We start from the raw sequence: 17,420 nt of genomic DNA on the forward strand, positions 1-17,420 counted from the left end.
ACCGGATTAAAAGCAATACTGTCAGGGCTCGCCTCCGGCTCGACCTGACCTACGGCGCACTTTTCTTGCCCCCGCCGATCCACCCTGCCATCCTGCGCGCCGACCCCGTTTCCAGCCGGAGCAAGTGCCCCCATGTCCGACCTGTCCCTGCCCGCCACCAGTTCCGTGGCGGCGGAACTGTCCACGGTGCGCGATTTCATCCGCTATGCCGTTAGCCGCTTCAACCGCGCCGGGCTGGTGCATGGGCATGGGGCCGTCACCGCCTATGACGAGGCGGCGTTCATCGTGCTGGAGACCCTGAAGCTGCCCGTCGATCAGCTGGAACCCTATTTCGATGCCAGGCTGATGCCGGCCGAACGGCTGGCCCTGGCGGAAATCATCCATAGCCGTGTCCTGACCCGCAAACCCGCCGCCTATCTGACCAAGCGCACCTATATCCAGGGCGTGCCCTTCTATGTCGATGACCGGGTCATCGTGCCGCGTTCCTTCATCGGGGAGCTGCTGTTCGGCGACCTGTTCGGTGGCGATCAGGATTTCACCCTGGTCGATGACGTGACTGAGGTTGAAAGCGTGCTGGATCTGTGCACCGGGTCCGGGTGCCTGGCCATCCTGGCCGCCGGCATCTTCCCGCTGGCCAAGGTGGACGCGGTCGACCTGTCGCCCGACGCGCTGGAAGTGGCGAAGATCAATGTCGCCGACCATGGGCTGGAGGATCGGCTGCAGCTGTTCCATGGCGACCTGTTCAAGCCGCTGAAGGGCCGCAAATACGACCTGATCATCTCCAACCCGCCCTATGTCGATGCCGAGGCCATGGACAATCTGCCGCCGGAATATCAGGCGGAACCGCGCATGGCCCTGGTCGGCGGCGATGATGACGGCATGGCCATCGTCCACCGCATCCTGAAGGACGCGCCGAAATACCTGAATGCCGGCGGCGGCCTGCTGGTGGAACTGGGCACCGGCCGCCCGGCGCTGGAGGCAGCCTATCCCGACGCCGAATTCCTGTGGCTGGAGACCGAGCATTCCTTCGGCGAGGTGTTCTGGATCACACGGGAACAGCTGCTGGAGCTGTGAGCGGCGCAATGCCTGGGCCCTCTGTCACGGAAAGGCGGATATCGGCGTGATCCTGACGGCCATCCTCGCCATCCTGCTGGCGGCATTCATTGCCCCCACTCTGAACCGCCTGCTCCCCGCCCTGTCGCATTGGCTGCTGGCGCTGGTGCCGCTGGCGGCGACCATTGGGTTCGCCATGCAGCTGCCGGGTGTGGCGGCAGGGGCAACCGTGACGGAGGCTACGTCCTGGGCCCCGTCGCTGGGGGTGGCGCTGTCCTTCCGCCTGGACGGTCTGTCGCTACTGTTCGCCCTGTTGATCTGCGGCATCGGCACCCTGATCACGCTCTATGCCGGCGCCTATCTGCGCGGCCATCCGCACGAGGGGCGGTTTTTGCTGTTCATCCTGGCCTTCATGGCGGCCATGCTGGGGCTGGTCACAGCCGACGACATCATCAGCCTGTTCGTTTTCTGGGAACTGACCAGCATCACCAGCTTCATGTTGATCGGTTTCAACCATGAAGACGCCCGCTCCCGCCGCTCCGCCCTGCAGGCCTTGCTGGTCACCGGCAGCGGCGGCATGGCACTACTGGCCGGACTGGTGCTGATGGGTCTGGCGTCGGGCGAATGGACCCTGTCCGCCATCGCCGCCTCGGGCGCCGATCTGCGCACCCATGCGCTCTATCCCGCGATGCTGGTCCTGCTGTTGCTGGCCGCCTTCACCAAGTCGGCACAGGTGCCGTTCCATTTCTGGCTGCCCAACGCCATGGACGCGCCCACCCCGGTCAGCGCGTACCTGCATTCCGCCACCATGGTGAAGGCCGGTGTCTATCTGCTGGCCCGCCTGAACCCCACGTTGGGCGGAACGGAACCCTGGTTCTGGGCACTGGTCCTGGCCGGCGGGGTCACTGCCCTGTGGGGCGGTGCCGTGGCCCTGCGTTCCACAGACCTGAAGAAGATCCTGGCCTATACGACGCTGATGGCGCTGGGCGTTCTGGTGCTGCTGGTCGGCATCGGCACGGATGGTGCGGTCAAGGCTTTTGCCGGCTTCCTGCTGGCCCATGCGCTGTACAAGGGGGCGCTGTTCATGGCCGCCGGATCGGTCGATCATGGCACCGGCACGCGCGAGGTGGGGGAACTGGGGGGGCTCTGGCCGAAAATGCCGGTGACCGGCCTGTGCGTGGCGCTGGCCGCCCTGTCCATGGCCGGCCTGCCACCCTTCCTGGGCTTCATCGCCAAGGAACTGGTCTATGACGGCACGCTGGACAGCATCGGGATCGTCGCCGTGCTGGTCCTGGCCAATGCCACGATGGTGGCCGCCGTCGGGCTGGTCTTCGTGAAGCCCTTCCTGGGGTCGCCCGCCAAGGCGACGGCCCACGCGCATGAGGGCAGCATCGACCTGCTGGCCGGCCCCGCGCTGCTGGCCGCCCTGTCGCTGCTGTTCGGCCTGTGGGCCGGGCTGCCACAGGGCCTGCTGGCGGCCACCGCCGACGCCGTGAAGGGGGCGCCCCTGGGCCTCGAAATGCACCTCTGGCACGGGCTCACCCCCGCCCTGGGCCTGTCAGGCCTGACCATCGCGCTGGGCGTGGGGCTGTTCCTGGTCCTGGCGCCAGTCAAGGCGCTGCTGGCCGGGATACAGCGTATCACCCGCATCGACCATGACCGCGCCTGGGATTGCCAGCTCGCCCTGCTGGACGGCTTTGCCCGCGCCGTCACCGGCCTGTTCCAGAACGGAGCGCTGTCGCACTATCTCACCATCATCTTCGCCGGCATGCTCACCCTGCTGGGCGCCACGCTGGTGATGCGCGGCAGCCTGCCCCGCCTGACACCCGGCTTTGCCCCCGGTGACGCTCTGGGCGTGGCGCTGGCGCTGCTGATGCTGGCCGGCACGGTCGGTGCCATCCGGGCCGGGTCGCGGCTGGCCGCCATCCTGTCGCTGTCGGTGAACGGCATGTCGGTTGCCCTGTTCTTCCTGCTCTATGGTGCCCCTGATGTCGGCATCACCCAGTTGATGGTGGAAACCCTGACCGCCATGATCCTGGTGCTGGTCCTGGGCCGCCTGCCCTTGCTGGCACCGGGCAGCGACCGGCCGGCAGCGGCGAAGATCATCCATGCCTTCATCGCCATCGGCCTGGGCGGCGTGGTCACCCTGATCATGCTTTCGGTGCTAGACCAGCCGCTGCCGCTGGATCTGACCCGCTTCTTCGGTGACACCTCGCTGCTGGAGGCGCATGGGCGCAACGTCGTCAATGTCATCCTGGTGGATTTCCGCGGCTTCGACACGCTGGGGGAAATCACCGTGATCGCCACCGCCGGCCTGGGCGTCTTCGCCCTGATGAAGGCACGGCTACGGCGGAAGGAGCGGACCTGATGGACAGCCTGATCCTGCGCACATCCGTCCGCCTGCTCCTGCCCCTGATGATGCTGTTCAGCATCTTCATCCTGTGGCGCGGGCATAATGAACCCGGCGGCGGTTTCGTGGGCGGGCTGATCTGCGCCGTCGGTTTCGCCCTGCATGCGCTGGCCTTCGGCGTGGATGCCATGGTGAAACTGCTGCGCGCCGATCCGCGCTCCATCCTGGGGGCCGGGCTGCTGCTGGGTGTCGCCTCCGGCTTCATCGGCGTCCCCACGGGTGAGCCCTATATGACCGCGCAATGGCTGGGTGGCCTGGGCACGCCGGTCCTGTTCGATATCGGCGTCTATCTGGTCGTGGTCGGCGGCATCCTTTCCATGGTCCGCGCCCTGATGGAAGAGGGGGCGGGCTGATGGAAACCATCATGGCCCTGGCCGTGGGCGGCATGGTCGCCGGTGCGGTCTATCTGTTCCTGTCGCGGCAGTTCCTGCGCGTGCTGTTCGGCGTGGTCTTGCTGTCCAACGCCGTCAATGTCGCCATCCTGACCGTGGGCCGCCTGACCCCGGGTCAGCCGCCGCTGATCGCCCCGGGCACGGAGATCCTGGCCCAGGGCGTGTCCAATCCCCTGCCCCAGGCCCTGATCCTGACCGCCATCGTCATCGGTTTCGGTTTGCTATCCTTCGCGCTGGCGCTCGGCTGGCGCGCCTATCAGGAGTTGGGAACCCTGGACAGCGGTGCCATGCGCGCGGCGGAACCGGAGGACGGCCTGTGAGTGCCTGGCTGGTCACCGCCCCCATCCTGACCCCGCTGGCCACCGCGGCACTCTGCATGGTCGCCTGGAAGCACCCGGCTGCCCAGCGTGCCCTTTCCCTGGCCGGCAGCTTCACGCTGATGGTCCCGGCCGGCCTGCTGATCTCGCGTGTGACCGATAACGGGGTGCAGGTGGCGCAGATGGGCGCCTGGGCGGCACCCTTCGGCATCACCCTGGTCGCCGATCCGCTGGCCGCGATGATGGTGCTGGTCGCCTCCATCATGGGTTTCTGCTGTGCGCTGTACGCCATGGGCGATATCGACCCGGTGCGGGAGGGCGGCGGCTTCCACCCCGCGTTCCAGGTGCTGATGACCGGCGTCTGCGGTGCCTTCGTCACCGGCGACCTGTTCAACCTCTATGTCTGGTTCGAGGTGATGCTGATCAGCAGCTTCGTCCTGCTGTCGCTCGGCGGGGAAAAGCGACAGATCGACGGAGCGGTGAAATACGTGGCCATCAACCTCGTGGCGACCGCCTGCCTGCTGCTGGCCGTGGCTTTGCTCTATGGCGTCACCGGCACGCTGAACATGGCCGACCTGTCGCAGCGCCTGCCCCACGTCGCCAACCAGGGGCTGGTCAGCGCCATTGCGGTGCTGTTCATCATCGCGTTCGGGATGAAGGCGGCCCTGTTCCCCTTCTTCTTCTGGCTGCCCGCCGCCTATCACACCCCGGCAGCCTCCGTGCAGGCCATCTTCGCCGGGCTTTTGACCAAGGTCGGCGTCTATGCCCTGCTGCGGGTCTTCACCCTGATCTTTGTCGGCGATACCGGCTGGACCCACTCCATCCTGCTCTGGCTGGCCGGGATCACCATGATCCTCGGCGCGCTCGGATCGCTGGCGGTACGCGACCTGAACCGTGCCTGGTCCTGGCAGGTGGTGGCCCATATCGGATCCATGACCATGGGGCTGGCCATCGGCACGCCGCTGGCGCTGGCCGCCACCGCCTTCTATCTGGTGCACGACATCGTGGTGAAGACCAACCTGTTCCTGGGCGCGGGCATCGTGCGGCGTCTGGCCGGCGGGATGGCAGATTACGCAAGCCTGGGCGGGCTGTTCAAGGCGGCCCCCTGGCTGTGCATCCTGGTGTTCGCGCCGCTGGGATCGCTGGCCGGTTTCCCGCCCTTGTCGGGTTTCTGGGGCAAGCTGCTGCTGGTCCGCGCCGGGCTGGAGACGGAACATTATATCATGGTCGCGGCATTGCTGGTCACCGGCCTGCTGACCATCTGGCTGGTCGGCCGCGTCTGGGTGGAGATGGTGTGGAAGGCTCCGGCCGAGGCCCCCACCCCGCTGCCCCCCACCTTCCGCACCACCGCCCTGATCCTGCCCCTGGTTCTGCTGTCGCTGATCACCATCGGCATCGGCGTACAGCCTGAACGGCTGCTGGCCGCCGCCGGCCGGGTGGGCGACAGCCTGTACGATCCCAGCGCCTATGTGGAGGCTGTGCTGGGCATCACCCCCGACCAGGGCCAGCCGACCCTGGTCGGCGAACTGCCACCGCAGGGGGACGCGCCATGATCCTGCTGGCTATCAATCTGCTGCTGGCGCTGGCCTGGATGGGCATCAATGCCGATTTCAGCCTGTCCGGCTTCATCATCGGTTTCATCCTGGGCCACCTGATCCTGTGGCTGGCCCGCCCGCTCTATCCCGGCCAGCGTTATTTCCGCCGCCTCTGGGGCGGCAGCGCCTATGCACTGTGGCTGGCGAAGGAGATTTTCGTCTCCTCCTGGAAGGTGGCCAAGGCCGTGCTGGGTATGGGTGATCCCATCCGCCCCGCCATCATCGCCATCCCACTGGATGCGAAGAGTGATTTCGAGATCACGCTGTTCGCCTGCTCCATCACCCTGACACCGGGCACCCTGACCCTGGACATCGCCCCCGACCGCCGCACCCTCTATATCCACGCCATGTTCGCATCCGACCCTGATGCCGTGCGGGAAGAGACCAAGGCGACCATGGAACGCCGCATCCTGGAGGTGCTGCGATGACGCCGTTCCTGGCCACTTGCATCACCATCGCGCTGGCCTTGCTGGTCCTGGCGCTGTGCCTGTCGGTATACCGGGTGCTGCGCGGGCCGACGCGGGGCGACCGGATCGTCGCCATCGACCTGTTCGGTGTGCTGGCCGTGGCCCTGATCGCCTTGTTCGCCATCTGGATGGACCGGGCGGTGTTCCTGGATGCCGCCATCGCCCTGGCGCTCGTCGCCTTCTTCGGCACCGTCGCCTATGCCCGCTTTGTGGAGGACAAGGCCGCCCGCAACCGGACCAAGGAGGATGGCGATGAATGAAGCCTGGCACGCCCTGGTCGGCATCCTGGCCGTGCTGGGGGCCCTGTTCTGCGTCATCGCCGCCATCGGCGTGGCCCGCCTGCCCGATGCGCTGACCCGCATGCATGCCAGCAGCAAGGCCGGCACCCTGGGCTGCGGCCTGATCCTGGCCGGGGTCGCCCTGTTCCACCCGCAGGTGGATGTGCTGGCCCGCGTCATCGCCGCCATCCTGTTCCTGTTGCTGACCACGCCTGTGTCCGCCCACATGATCGGCCGCGCCATCCATGCCAGCCGTGAACGGCTCTGGTCCGGCACGGTGCGCGACGAGTTGCGGGGGACAAAGGATGATCCGGGCGAACGGTTGGGTAGAAAACATTAAACCAACGGCAAGCCCCCTCGCCGTTGTAGGCCGGCGACCGCCGGCCCGCGCCCACATGGGCGCGTGAGCCAAGCCGACGGATGTCGGCGCCCGGCGCCTGAGGGAACAAAAAAACCTTCAACCTTCCGTAACGTCACCCGGATTAATCGCTTGAGGTTGCGTTTTCGCTCCCGATATAGGTCAATCAAAGGCGCGACGCTGGAGCGCGCCAAGAGCATACCGGGAGGGCAAAATGGCCGAAGCCGCCATCAAGACGAACGCGCGCGACCCCTTCATCTGGGAGAAGAGCTACCCGTCGGGTGTCAGCTGGGACATCGATCTGCCGGCGCAATCCCTGCCCGATATGCTGGACGCCTCCATCCGGCGTTTCCCCAACAATCCCTGCCTGGATTTCCTGGACAAGAAATACACCTATGCCCAGGTCGGCTCGCTGGTCGACCGGTTCGCGGCGGGCTTGCAGAAGCTGGGCCTGAAAAAGGGGCAGAAGGTCGGCCTGTTCCTGCCCAACACCCCCTATTCGGTGATCTGTTTCTTCGGCATCCTGAAGGCCGGCGGCACGGTGGTGAATTTCAACCCGCTCTACGCGGAACGTGAAATCGCCCACATGATCAATGACAGCGAGGCCGACTGGATGGTCAGCCTCGACCTGAAGGTCACGTACGACAAACTGGCCAAGATGTTCGGCCAGACCCGCCTGCAGAAGATCATCGTCGTGCCCATGGCCGACATCCTGCCGTTTCCCAAGAACTGGCTGTTCCCCATCGCCAAGCGCAAGGATGTCGCCGACATCCCCCATGACGACCGTCATGTCCGCTTCAAGGCGCTGACCGCCAATGACGGAAGCCCGGCGCCCGTCACCATCGACGCCGTCAACGACATCGCCGTGCTTCAATACACGGGCGGCACCACCGGCGTGCCCAAGGGCGCGATGCTGACCCATTTCAACATCACCGCCAACACCCGCCAGGCCGTCACCTGGTTCAACGAGGCAGAGGATGGCAAGGAGCGCATGCTGGGCGTGCTGCCCTTCTTCCATGTCTTCGCCATGACCTGCGTGATGAACCTGACCCTGATGAAGGGCGGGGAGATCATCCTGCTGCCCCGGTTCGAGCTGGACCAGGTCATGGACGTCATCGACAAGAAGAAGCCGACCCAGTTCCCGGCCGTGCCCACCATCTATACGGCCATCAATAATCACAAGGACGTGGGCAAGTACGACCTGTCCTCCATCAAGCTGTGCAATTCCGGCGGCGCGCCGCTGCCGGTCGAGGTGAAGGCACAGTTCGAGAAACTGTCGGGCTGCAAGCTGGTGGAAGGCTACGGCCTGTCGGAAAGCTCCCCCATCGCCACCATCAACCCGCCCCATGCCAGCCGCGCCGGCTCGATCGGCCTGCCTGTTCCCGGCACCCAGATCCGCATCATCAGCCTGGAGGACCGCACAACGGAGATGCCCCGGGGCGAGCGCGGCGAGATCTGCATCATCGGCCCGCAGGTGATGAAGGGCTATTGGAACAAGGAAGAGGCGACGCGCGACACGCTGGACGGCGACATGCTGCATACCGGCGATGTCGGCTATTTCGACGAGGATGGCTATATCTTCATCGTCGACCGCATCAAGGACATGATCCTGGCCGGCGGCTACAACGTCTATCCGCGCAATGTGGAAGAGGCGATCTATCAGCATCCCAACGTCGCCGAATGCATCGTCCTGGGCGTGCCCGACCCCTATCGCGGCCAGACCGTGAAGGCGTACATCAAGACGCGCGAGGGCTGCGCGCTGTCGAAGGACGACATGAAGGCCTTCCTGCATGACAAGCTGTCGACCATCGAACAGCCCAAACTGTACGAGTTCCGCGACGAACTGCCCAAGACCATGATCGGTAAGCTATCGCGCAAGGCGCTGCTGGACGAGCTGGAGGCGGAGCAGAAGAAGGCGGGGTGAGGGGCTGCGATAAGTCTGGGCTGCCGGGCGTCCAAAAATATCAACCGTCACCCCGGCGAAGGCCGGGGCCCAGGTCGTAGAGCGAAGCGCTTGTCACTTGGGCCCCGGCTTCAGCCGGGGTGACGGTTGAGGGTACGGCAACGAAGGGGCCCACAATCTTCGGGAAGAGTCACTCCCTCAGCTATGTGTCAGCACCACATCCAGGAAATATTCCCCGTAGCGCTCCAGCTTGCGCGACCCCACACCCGGCAGCGTGCCCAACTCGTCCAGGTCGGTCGGCCGTTCCCGCACCATCTCCATCAGCGTCGCGTCATGGAAGATGACATAGGGCGGCACCCCCTGTTCGCGCGCCAGTTCCAGGCGCAGCGCCTTCAGCGCGTGCCACAGCGTATCGTCCGCCGGTGACAGGTCGGCCGTCGATGTGCGCGGCTTGGCCGCCCCGCCGCCACCCGACGATGACCGCCCCCGCCCCTTGGCTTCCGCCGCCGGATCGCGGCGCAGGCGCACGACCTCCTGCCCCTTCAGGACAGGTGGTGCCGTCTCCGTCAGGATCAGGCCGCCATGGCCCTCCGGATCGGCGCACAGGAAGCCGTTGGCCACCAGTTGGCGGAACACGCTGTGCCATTCCTGCTTGCCCAGTTCGGTGCCGCAGCCGAAGGTCTTCAGGCTGTTGTGCCCCTTCTCCACCACCTTGTCGGTGGACACGCCGCGCAGCACATCGACCAGATGGCCCACGCCGAACCGCTGCCCGGTGCGATAGACCGCCGACAGCGCCTTCTGCGCCATCACGGTGCCGTCATAGGTCTCCACCGGCTGGAAGCAGGTGTCGCACTTGCCGCACGGCTTGGGATATTCCTCCCCGAAATAATTCAGCAAGGTCTGGCGGCGGCAGCGTGCGGTCTCGCAGAAACCCAGCAACGCTTCCAGCTTCTGCCGCTCCGTGCGCTTGAAGGCCGGCGGGCTGTCGGACCCCTCCACCATCATCCGCATCTGCACGACGTCGGCGAAGCCGTAAAGCATCAGCGCCTCAGCCGGCAGCCCATCGCGCCCGGCGCGCCCCGTCTCCTGGTAATAGGCTTCCAGCGAACGCGGCGGGTCCATATGCACGACGAACCGCACGTTCGGCTTGTCGATACCCATGCCGAAGGCGACGGTGGCCACCATCACCACGCCTTCGCCCTTGATGAACCGGTCCTGATTGTTCTGCCGCGTCTGCGGGTCCAGCCCGGCATGATAGGGCAGCGCGTCGATCCCCTGGTCGGCCAGATGCTGGGCGATGGCATCGACCTTGCCGCGGGACAGGCAATAGACCACGCCCGCATCCTCCGGCCGGCGGCGCAGGAAATCCACCAGCTGGCGGCGCTCCTGGTCCTTCGGCACGATGCGATAGGCGATGTTGGGCCGGTCGAAACTGGCCAGGAACAGCCGCGCGTCGCTCAACCCCAGGCGGGCGGCGATATCGGTCCGGGTCTGCGCATCCGCCGTCGCCGTCAGCGCCACGCGCGGCACTTCCGGGAACTTCTCATGCAGGATGGACAGCTGGAGATATTCCGGACGGAAATCATGGCCCCACTGGCTGACGCAATGCGCCTCGTCCAGGGCGAACAGCGCGATACGTGAGCGTTCCAGCAGTTCCAGGAAACGCGGCGTCACCAGCCGTTCGGGCGCCACATACAGCAGGTCCAGATCGCCCCGCTCGCACGCCCGCTCCACCTCCTGCGCCTCCCGCCAGTCCAGCGTGGAGTTCAGATAGGCCGCCCGCACCCCCAGCTGGCGCAGCGCATCCACCTGATCGCGCATCAGGGCGATCAGCGGTGAGACGACGATGGCCACGCCCGGCCGCACCAGGGCCGGGATCTGATAGCAGAGCGACTTGCCCCCGCCGGTGGGCATCAGCACCAGCGCATCCCCGCCGGCCACGACATGTTCGACAATGTCGGCCTGCATGCCCCGGAACGCCGGATAGCCCCAGACCTTGCGCAACACATCCTGCGCCGCTTCCAGCGGCGACAAGGCAAGGTCATTGGCGAGGGCGTCGGGCATGGACTGCTATGGCTTGCGGTTACGAATGTGTGGAGCCACCAGATAGAGGATGGCTGCCGACAGGTTTACGGCAGCATGGGCGGCGGGTCCAGGGCTAAGGTGGCCTCTTGTACGACAGGCCAGGGGCGAGCAAGGGGTGTAATTGCAGACTTCCTAACCGGTTCCTGCTATTCTTCACCCATCAACGCCATAGCCGTGCCCGGATGAGACGCCCGACCTTTCGGAGCGGGTGTGTGCATCACTCCGAACGAAACCGATTTTGTGTTGCATGATGTTTCACATGGTCGGAGTAGTTGGGTTGGCAACTCCGAATGCTTGACAGGAAAAGCCCCGCGTAAACGTCTAGGCTGTAAGGGCTTCCCCTACCCCAACCACGCCCCCATCGCCCGTCGCAGTAAAGGCAGCGGGATCGTGTGCCCGCCCTCGAACGGTTCATAGGTGACTGTGAACCCGCGCCGGCGCAAGGCAGGTACCGTCACCTCCGCCGTCGCCTTCTCCGGCAGCACCCGGTCGCCCGTGCCATGGATGATGTGGATTTCCGCCCCCGGTCCACGCGTGATCTTGGGAATGGTGCTGGGTGCCACCAGGAACAGGCGGGCGAACAGGTCGGGATTGCGGATGCCCAGATCCAGCCCGAAGGTGGCCCCGTCGGAAAAGCCCATCAGGGCGATGCGCGCCGCATCGATGGGCAGCAGGGTGAAAACCTCCGCCAGCGCCCGGTTGATGCGCCCCAGGTCGGGTCCCATGCCCGGCCTCACCCGGCTGCCGCCCTGCTGGCGGATCGGGTCCAGCCAGTCCCAGGTGCGCCCGGCGGAATCGGGGGCAAGCAGGACCAAGCCCAATTCATCGGCCAGCGGCAGCAGCCCCTGCGCCAGCGGTCCGCCACCCTGCCCCGCCCCATGCAGGGCCAGCAGCAGCGGTGCGGGCCGCCCGACCGGCATTGTCGATGGAATGTAAAGCACGCCCAGATCGCCCAACCGCCGCAGGCCATGGGCGGGCGGATCGGCGGGCGGCACCCCCGACGGCCGGGCCGTCAGTTCACCTTGCAAGGCATGGGCGGGCGATGCGACCCCGGCGAGGGCCGGGACCGTCAGCAGGCAAAGCAACCGGCGGCGCGACAGGCCACCGATCGGATCAATGGTGCCCGTGGCCGCCATGATGGCCATGGCCGTGACCCCCGTCGCCTCCCGGCGCCTTGATGGCGGCGATGCACAGGGCGGCCAGGACGCTGGCGATGACGAACAGGCCGATACCCGCGAAGCTCATGATAATTCCTCCGAACCGAATTCCGCCGCACCCTAACGGCGCACCGATGCCGATGCAACCGTCACACCGCCGCACTCAACCAGTCCCTTATCAGCGCCGTCACCGCCTTGGGCTGTTCCAGCGGCGACAGGTGGCCGCAGCGCGGCAGGATATGCAGATGCGCGCCGGTGACCGCCTGCATGATCTCCCGCGACCGGTCGGGCGGGGTCTGGGCATCGTCGGCACCGACGATGATCAGGGTGGGCACCTTGATGCCGGGCAGGTCCGGCCGGCTGTCGGGGCGGGACAGGATGGCGGCCTGCTGCCGGCAGAAGGCGTCGCGGCCCACGCGCGCCGTCATGGCCAGCACCACGCCACCGATCTCCGGCACCTCCACATGGTCGGGATGCACCTGGGTGGCCAGCAGGCGCGGTGACATGCCCCGGAACTTGCCGATGCGCGCCAGCTTCAGCATCGCCTCGCGCCGCCGCCGCTGCTCATCCGTGTCGGGCCGGGCCGAGGTATCGCACAGGCACAGCCGCGTCACCCGTTGCGGCGCCTGGCGCAGAATCTCGAACGCCACATAGCCGCCCATCGACAGGCCAGCCAAGGCGAAGCGGTCGGGCGCATTGTCCAGCACCGATGCCGCCAGGGCGCCGATCGTGTCATGTCCGGTCAGGTCGGGCACCTTCATATCGGCGATATCGGACAGGTTTTCGATCTGATGGGCCCACAACGCCCGGTCGCACAACAGGCCCGGCAACAGGAGGAGGGGCTGCCCTGCGTGCGGCGTGGGGTGCGTCATCGCCCGAAATCCTTGCTCTCAAAGGCCGAAATTGATATCGAAGGCGCGACCGTAATGCATCGCGCCCCGGATCGCCAATGCGAAGGGATGCGGAATTGCCATCGGTCGATCGATTTTCGCCGCCGACGTCACGGTGTTTATGTTCGACGTCGCCTCCAGAATGATGAAGGCCTAATGCTGTTCTCGGAACTTGGACTCGGGTCCGAAGTCCTGCGCGCCGTTGACGAAGTCGGTTATACCACGCCGACGCCGATCCAGGAAAAAGCCATCCCGTGGGTCCTCCAGGGCCGGGATGTGCTGGGCTGCGCCCAGACGGGCACCGGCAAGACCGCCTCTTTCACGCTGCCGATGATCGAGATCCTGGGCCGCGGCCGTGCCAAGGCCCGCATGCCCCGCTCGCTGATCCTGGAGCCGACGCGCGAGCTGGCCGCCCAGGTGGCCGAGAATTTCGAGCTGTACGGCAAGTACCACAAACTGAACATGGCGCTGCTCATCGGCGGTGAAAGCTTCGGCGACCAGATCAAGAAGCTGGAACGCGGCGTCGACGTGCTGATCGCCACGCCCGGCCGCATGATGGACCTGTTCGACCGCGGGAACATCCTGCTGACCGACATCAAGATCCTGGTGATCGACGAAGCCGACCGCATGCTGGACATGGGCTTCATCCCGGATATCGAGCGTATCGTCAGCCTGCTGCCGCGCAAGCGCCAGACCCTGTTCTTCAGCGCCACCATGCCGCCGGAGATCAAGCGTCTGGCCGACAAGTTCCTGACTACCCCGGAAGAGGTGACGGTCAGCGCGCCGGCCAGCACCGCCACCACCGTGGCCCAGCACCTGCTGGTCGTGGACGAGCAGGACAAGCGCGAGGCGCTGCGCCGCCTGATCGCCACCGACGATGTGAAGAACGCCTTCATCTTCTGCAATCGCAAGAAGGACATCGCCGTCGTCCATGGCTCGCTGGTCAAGCATGGCTTCAATGCCGGCGCCCTGCATGGCGACATGGTGCAGTCCAAGCGGACGGAGACGCTGGAGGCCTTCAAGGCCGGAACCATCGATCTGCTGGTCTGTTCCGACGTGGCGGCGCGCGGCATCGACATTTCCAATGTCAGCCACGTGTTCAATTTCGACACGCCGCACCATTCCGAAGATTACGTGCACCGTATCGGTCGCACGGGTCGTGCCGGCAAGTCGGGCCGCGCCTTCACCATCGCCACGCCGGAAGACGGCAAGCTGGTGCAGGCCATCGAAAAGCTGATCGGCAAGGAAATCCCGCGCTTCACTGTCGAGGGTCTGGCGACGGCTGAACTGTCATTCGACGCCGATCCGCGCCGCCGTGGCCGCGCCACGCCGCGCAAGGACGGGCCTGGTCGTGGTGGCCGTGACCGTGGGGAACGCGGCGAGCGTGGCCCCCGCCCCGAGCGTCACGCCCATGTTCATGTCGAGCCGGAGACGGCCGAGGCCGCCATCGAGGCGCATCAGCAGAAGCAGGACCGTCCCGAGCGCCAGGAACGTCCCCGTCACGAACATCGCGGCGACCGCAACGAGACGCGTGGCGATCGCAACCGTGACCGATCCGAAGCCCGGCCGGAAGCACGCCCCGAGGGTCGTCCGGAGAGCCGCAACGAAGGCCGTGGCGAGTTCCGCCGCGATGAATACCGCCGGGACGAGCATCGCCGTGACCGCGACGACCGTCGCGACCGCCGCCCCCGCCGGGATGAGGATGATGATCGCGGCCCGCCCGTGGTCGGCTTCGGCGACGACGTGCCGGCCTTCATCCTGCGTGCCGCCCGCCCGCCCAAGGCGCCGGCCCATGAGGTGGTGGAGAGCGTGGAGGCCTGAGGCGCATGCAGACGATCTTCGTCCAGGTGAAATGCGAGTTGGGCCGCGCCTATGACGTGGCCGACCTCGCCGTGCAGACGGTGCCGGAAGTGTCGGAAGTGCATTCCGTCTCCGGCCAGTACGACCTGATGATGAAATGCTTCCTGGAGGATGGCGAGGATATCGGCCATTTCGTCACGGGGCAGCTCCAGACTCTGGACGGGGTGAAGGACACCTTCACCATCATCACCTTCAAGGCGTTCAGCTGAGGCGTTTCAACAACGCCTTGGCCACCCGTTCCGCCCCCTGTCCGTCGATGCCGCCGGCCGCGATGCGTCGCGCCAGTTCGCTCCGCGCCGACAGATTGGCCCATAATGCCAATGCCTTGGCCACGATGGCATCGGCAGCCGCCACCCGGTCGCCCCGCGCCTCGATGACGGCGGCCCATCCCCTGGCCCTGGCATCATCCGCCGCCGGCACCTGATTGTCGGCCACCACGGCCAGCAGGCTGGGCACGCCCAGGGCTGCCAGTTCCGCCACGGTACCACCACCCGCCGTTACGGCCAGCCCGGCCGCCGCCATCAGCGCCCCCATTTCCCGGCTGTCGACATGCAGCCGGACCCTGTCGGCAAACCGCCCGCAGGCGGCGGTAATGCACTCCAGCGCCGGGTTGCTGCCGCCGGCCACCACATCCAGCCGCACACCCACCGACAGCAGCGGCGCCAGCCGCTTGACCACCGGCACGGTCAGCCCCGCCGGATCCGACCCGCCGAAAGTCAGCAGGATGCTGACCCGCTCCGCCAACGCCAAACACGGCCCCGCCGCCGCCAGCCTGATCTCCCGCCGCAGCAGCAGGTACGGTTCCCCGGCCAGCAACTCCGCCCCCGGCGCGATGGTGCCATAGGGCAGCCCCGCCGCCCCCGGTGCCGGGTTCCACACCAGATCGGCGGAGAGCGCCCGGTCGGCCAGATCATCCAGCGCCAGCACTACCCGGAATCCCGGCCGCACGGCCGCCCGCCAGTCCGCGTCCAGCCAATAGCTGTCCACCACCAGCCCCGACGCCCCCAGCCGTCGGGCCAAATCCAGCAATTCCGCCGGATCGTCACCCGCCAATGAATGATGCGCGAAGCCCTCATCCGCCAGCCGCCCCGCCAGCGACGGCGTGATCTCCGCCGTGGCGAAGGCCACCTCCGCCCCCTGGTCGCGCAATGCCTCGGCCAGGGCCAGGCAGCGCATGATGTGCCCCGTACCCTTGGCCGGGCTGGCATCGGCACGGATCAGGACCAGCGCCGCGTTGCGCGACATCAAGGCGGCTCCTGTCAGAGGGTTGTAAAGTCTGGCAGAAAAATGCCTATCACCCGCCTCCGCCTCCGTCCAGCTTGGATCGGAGGGGCGCTTTATGCTCTAGTGGGGGCACGACATGAAGGTCAGGACAGTGCAGCCATGAAGGCCATCATCGAAGGGGTACGGATCGCCGGTGTGCGGGCCGTGGTGCCGCGCCAGCGCCATTCCTTTGTCGAGGAACCGGGCATCTTCGCACCGGACGAGGCGCGCAAGCTGCATGCCGGGATCGGTGTCTATGAACGCCGCGTCCTGCCGCGTCCCTATTGCGCGTCCGACATGTGCCGGGCGGCGGCGGAAGGGCTGTTGCAGCAACTGGGCTGGGACCCCGCATCGGTCAACGTGCTGATCTTCGTCAGCCAGGATGTGGATTATGTCTTGCCCGCCACGGCAACCGTGCTGCAACACCATCTGGGTCTGCCGACATCCGCCGCCTGCTTCGATGTCACCCTGGGCTGCTCCGGCTTCGTCTATGGCACCTGGATGGCGGCACGTCTGCTGGGCGGGTCCAGCGCCAAGCGTGCGCTGGTCCTGTGCGGCGACAATTCCACCCGCTGGCTGCACCCGGAGGACAAGGCCACCCTGCCGCTGTTCGGCGATGCCGGGTCGGCCACGGCGCTGGAGATCGATCCCAATGCCTCGCCCATGCATGTCAGCCTGGGTACCGATGGCGGCGGGGCCAAGCATATCTTCGTGAAGGCCGGCGGCAAGCGCGACTGCCTGATCCCCACCGACCCGCCCCGGTCGGAAGCGGAGATGGCTCGGCTCTACCGCGATGCCCGCCTGCAATTGAACGGGGCGGAGGTCTTCACCTTCACGCTGCGCGCCGTGCCCAGCCTGCTGAAGGAGGCGATGGCCGATGGCGGCGTGACCGTCGACAGCCTGGATTTCGTCGTGCCGCACCAGGCCAACAAGATGATGCTGGACCATATCCGCAAGAAGATCGGCTGCGACCCGGCCAAATACATCATCGACATGGAAAAGTACGGCAATACCAGCAGCGCGTCGGTGCCGCTGGCCATCTGTTCCCGCCTGGGTGCGGAGCTGGAGGGCGGCACCAAGAAGCTGCTGATGGCCGGGTTCGGGGTCGGCTGGTCCTGGGGCACCATCCTGGCCGATATCGGCCCCATCCCGGCGCCGCAAGTCGTGGACCTGCCGGAGGACTATCCCTGCATGGCGGTGTGACCTAGAGTGTGATCGGTTTAAATGGAATCATTTAAACCGTGAATCACACGACAAACCAAAAGCTTAGAGCCCGTCAGGCACTTCTATGAGCGCCTGACGGGCTCTAATATCTGGTCCGGGCCAACATCTGTCGCTGACGGGCCGGAGCGAACTATCGCTTGCGGCATCGATAGTCGAGATCTATAAAAC

At 66.3% G+C, this 17,420-nt stretch carries 17 protein-coding genes; 12 read left to right on the forward strand and 5 right to left on the reverse strand.

Annotated features, from left to right (window positions below; all coding sequences use genetic code 11):
• Window positions 1-132 precede the first annotated feature (132 nt).
• From prmB to ACM9HJ_RS16915, 9 genes are all read left to right on the forward strand, one after another.
• The gene (gene prmB / locus ACM9HJ_RS16875; protein WP_416572921.1) at window positions 133-1,074 is read left to right on the forward strand and encodes a 50S ribosomal protein L3 N(5)-glutamine methyltransferase; all 942 of its coding nucleotides are present in this window, start codon (window positions 133-135) and stop codon (window positions 1,072-1,074) included.
• A gap of 46 nt (window positions 1,075-1,120) precedes the next feature.
• Window positions 1,121-3,421 (forward strand): putative monovalent cation/H+ antiporter subunit A, encoded by a 2,301-nt coding sequence (locus tag ACM9HJ_RS16880; protein ID WP_416572922.1) that lies wholly within the window; start codon window positions 1,121-1,123, stop codon window positions 3,419-3,421.
• A complete protein-coding gene (locus ACM9HJ_RS16885; protein WP_416572923.1) occupies window positions 3,421-3,816 on the forward strand; it encodes a Na+/H+ antiporter subunit B in 396 nt (131 codons plus the stop codon). The genes ACM9HJ_RS16880 and ACM9HJ_RS16885 overlap by 1 nt, the downstream gene beginning before the upstream one ends.
• Complete coding sequence (locus tag ACM9HJ_RS16890) at window positions 3,816-4,175, forward strand: Na+/H+ antiporter subunit C (protein WP_416572924.1); 360 nt, start codon at window positions 3,816-3,818, stop codon at window positions 4,173-4,175. The genes ACM9HJ_RS16885 and ACM9HJ_RS16890 overlap by 1 nt, the downstream gene beginning before the upstream one ends.
• On the forward strand, window positions 4,172-5,725 hold the full coding sequence (locus ACM9HJ_RS16895; RefSeq protein WP_416572925.1) for a proton-conducting transporter membrane subunit: 1,554 nt from the start codon (window positions 4,172-4,174) through the stop codon (window positions 5,723-5,725). Before ACM9HJ_RS16890 ends, ACM9HJ_RS16895 begins: the two co-directional genes overlap by 4 nt.
• Window positions 5,722-6,195, forward strand: a complete 474-nt coding sequence (locus ACM9HJ_RS16900; RefSeq protein ID WP_416572926.1) for a Na+/H+ antiporter subunit E — start codon at window positions 5,722-5,724, stop codon at window positions 6,193-6,195. Before ACM9HJ_RS16895 ends, ACM9HJ_RS16900 begins: the two co-directional genes overlap by 4 nt.
• Window positions 6,192-6,494 (forward strand): monovalent cation/H+ antiporter complex subunit F, encoded by a 303-nt coding sequence (locus ACM9HJ_RS16905; RefSeq protein ID WP_416572927.1) that lies wholly within the window; start codon window positions 6,192-6,194, stop codon window positions 6,492-6,494. The genes ACM9HJ_RS16900 and ACM9HJ_RS16905 overlap by 4 nt, the downstream gene beginning before the upstream one ends.
• Window positions 6,487-6,852, forward strand: coding sequence for a monovalent cation/H(+) antiporter subunit G (gene mnhG, locus ACM9HJ_RS16910; RefSeq protein ID WP_416572928.1), 366 nt, complete (start codon window positions 6,487-6,489; stop codon window positions 6,850-6,852). The genes ACM9HJ_RS16905 and mnhG overlap by 8 nt, the downstream gene beginning before the upstream one ends.
• Window positions 6,853-7,084: 232 nt before the next feature.
• Window positions 7,085-8,794: a long-chain-fatty-acid--CoA ligase gene (locus ACM9HJ_RS16915; RefSeq protein ID WP_416572929.1), complete on the forward strand. Its 1,710-nt coding sequence runs from the start codon at window positions 7,085-7,087 to the stop codon at window positions 8,792-8,794.
• A gap of 177 nt (window positions 8,795-8,971) precedes the next feature.
• On the opposite strand, the gene recQ is transcribed toward ACM9HJ_RS16915, so the two are convergent.
• From recQ to ACM9HJ_RS16935, 4 genes are all read right to left on the reverse strand, one after another.
• Window positions 8,972-10,837, reverse strand: coding sequence for a DNA helicase RecQ (recQ, locus tag ACM9HJ_RS16920; RefSeq protein ID WP_416572930.1), 1,866 nt, complete (start codon window positions 10,835-10,837; stop codon window positions 8,972-8,974).
• Between the two features lie 362 nt (window positions 10,838-11,199).
• Window positions 11,200-12,003, reverse strand: a complete 804-nt coding sequence (locus ACM9HJ_RS16925) for an alpha/beta hydrolase (protein ID WP_416572931.1) — start codon at window positions 12,001-12,003, stop codon at window positions 11,200-11,202.
• Window positions 11,972-12,103 (reverse strand): hypothetical protein, encoded by a 132-nt coding sequence (locus tag ACM9HJ_RS16930; RefSeq protein WP_416572932.1) that lies wholly within the window; start codon window positions 12,101-12,103, stop codon window positions 11,972-11,974. Before ACM9HJ_RS16930 ends, ACM9HJ_RS16925 begins: the two co-directional genes overlap by 32 nt.
• A 61-nt stretch (window positions 12,104-12,164) precedes the next feature.
• A complete protein-coding gene (locus ACM9HJ_RS16935) occupies window positions 12,165-12,887 on the reverse strand; it encodes an alpha/beta fold hydrolase (RefSeq protein ID WP_416572933.1) in 723 nt (240 codons plus the stop codon).
• Window positions 12,888-13,061: 174 nt separating this feature from the next.
• Here ACM9HJ_RS16935 and ACM9HJ_RS16940 point away from each other — a divergent pair, with 174 nt between their 5' ends.
• Together ACM9HJ_RS16940 and ACM9HJ_RS16945 are read left to right on the forward strand one after the other, a co-directional pair.
• Window positions 13,062-14,726 carry a DEAD/DEAH box helicase gene (locus ACM9HJ_RS16940; protein WP_416572934.1) on the forward strand — a complete coding sequence of 555 codons (1,665 nt, stop codon included), beginning with the start codon at window positions 13,062-13,064 and terminating at the stop codon, window positions 14,724-14,726.
• Window positions 14,727-14,731: 5 nt separating this feature from the next.
• The gene (locus ACM9HJ_RS16945; RefSeq protein ID WP_416572935.1) at window positions 14,732-14,974 is read left to right on the forward strand and encodes an Lrp/AsnC ligand binding domain-containing protein; all 243 of its coding nucleotides are present in this window, start codon (window positions 14,732-14,734) and stop codon (window positions 14,972-14,974) included.
• Here the strand turns inward: ACM9HJ_RS16945 and pseG are convergent.
• Entirely contained in the window at window positions 14,967-16,010 is a 1,044-nt protein-coding gene (pseG, locus tag ACM9HJ_RS16950) for a UDP-2,4-diacetamido-2,4,6-trideoxy-beta-L-altropyranose hydrolase (protein WP_416572936.1), read from the reverse strand. The genes ACM9HJ_RS16945 and pseG overlap by 8 nt on opposite strands.
• 138 nt (window positions 16,011-16,148) lie before the next feature.
• On the opposite strand from pseG, the gene ACM9HJ_RS16955 reads away from it, so the two are divergent.
• The gene (locus tag ACM9HJ_RS16955) at window positions 16,149-17,231 is read left to right on the forward strand and encodes a 3-oxoacyl-ACP synthase III family protein (protein WP_416572937.1); all 1,083 of its coding nucleotides are present in this window, start codon (window positions 16,149-16,151) and stop codon (window positions 17,229-17,231) included.
• The last annotated feature ends 189 nt before the right edge of the window (window positions 17,232-17,420 follow it).

It is taken from the genome of Niveispirillum sp. KHB5.9 (genome assembly GCF_048066115.1).
Lineage (GTDB): Bacteria > Pseudomonadota > Alphaproteobacteria > Azospirillales > Azospirillaceae > Niveispirillum.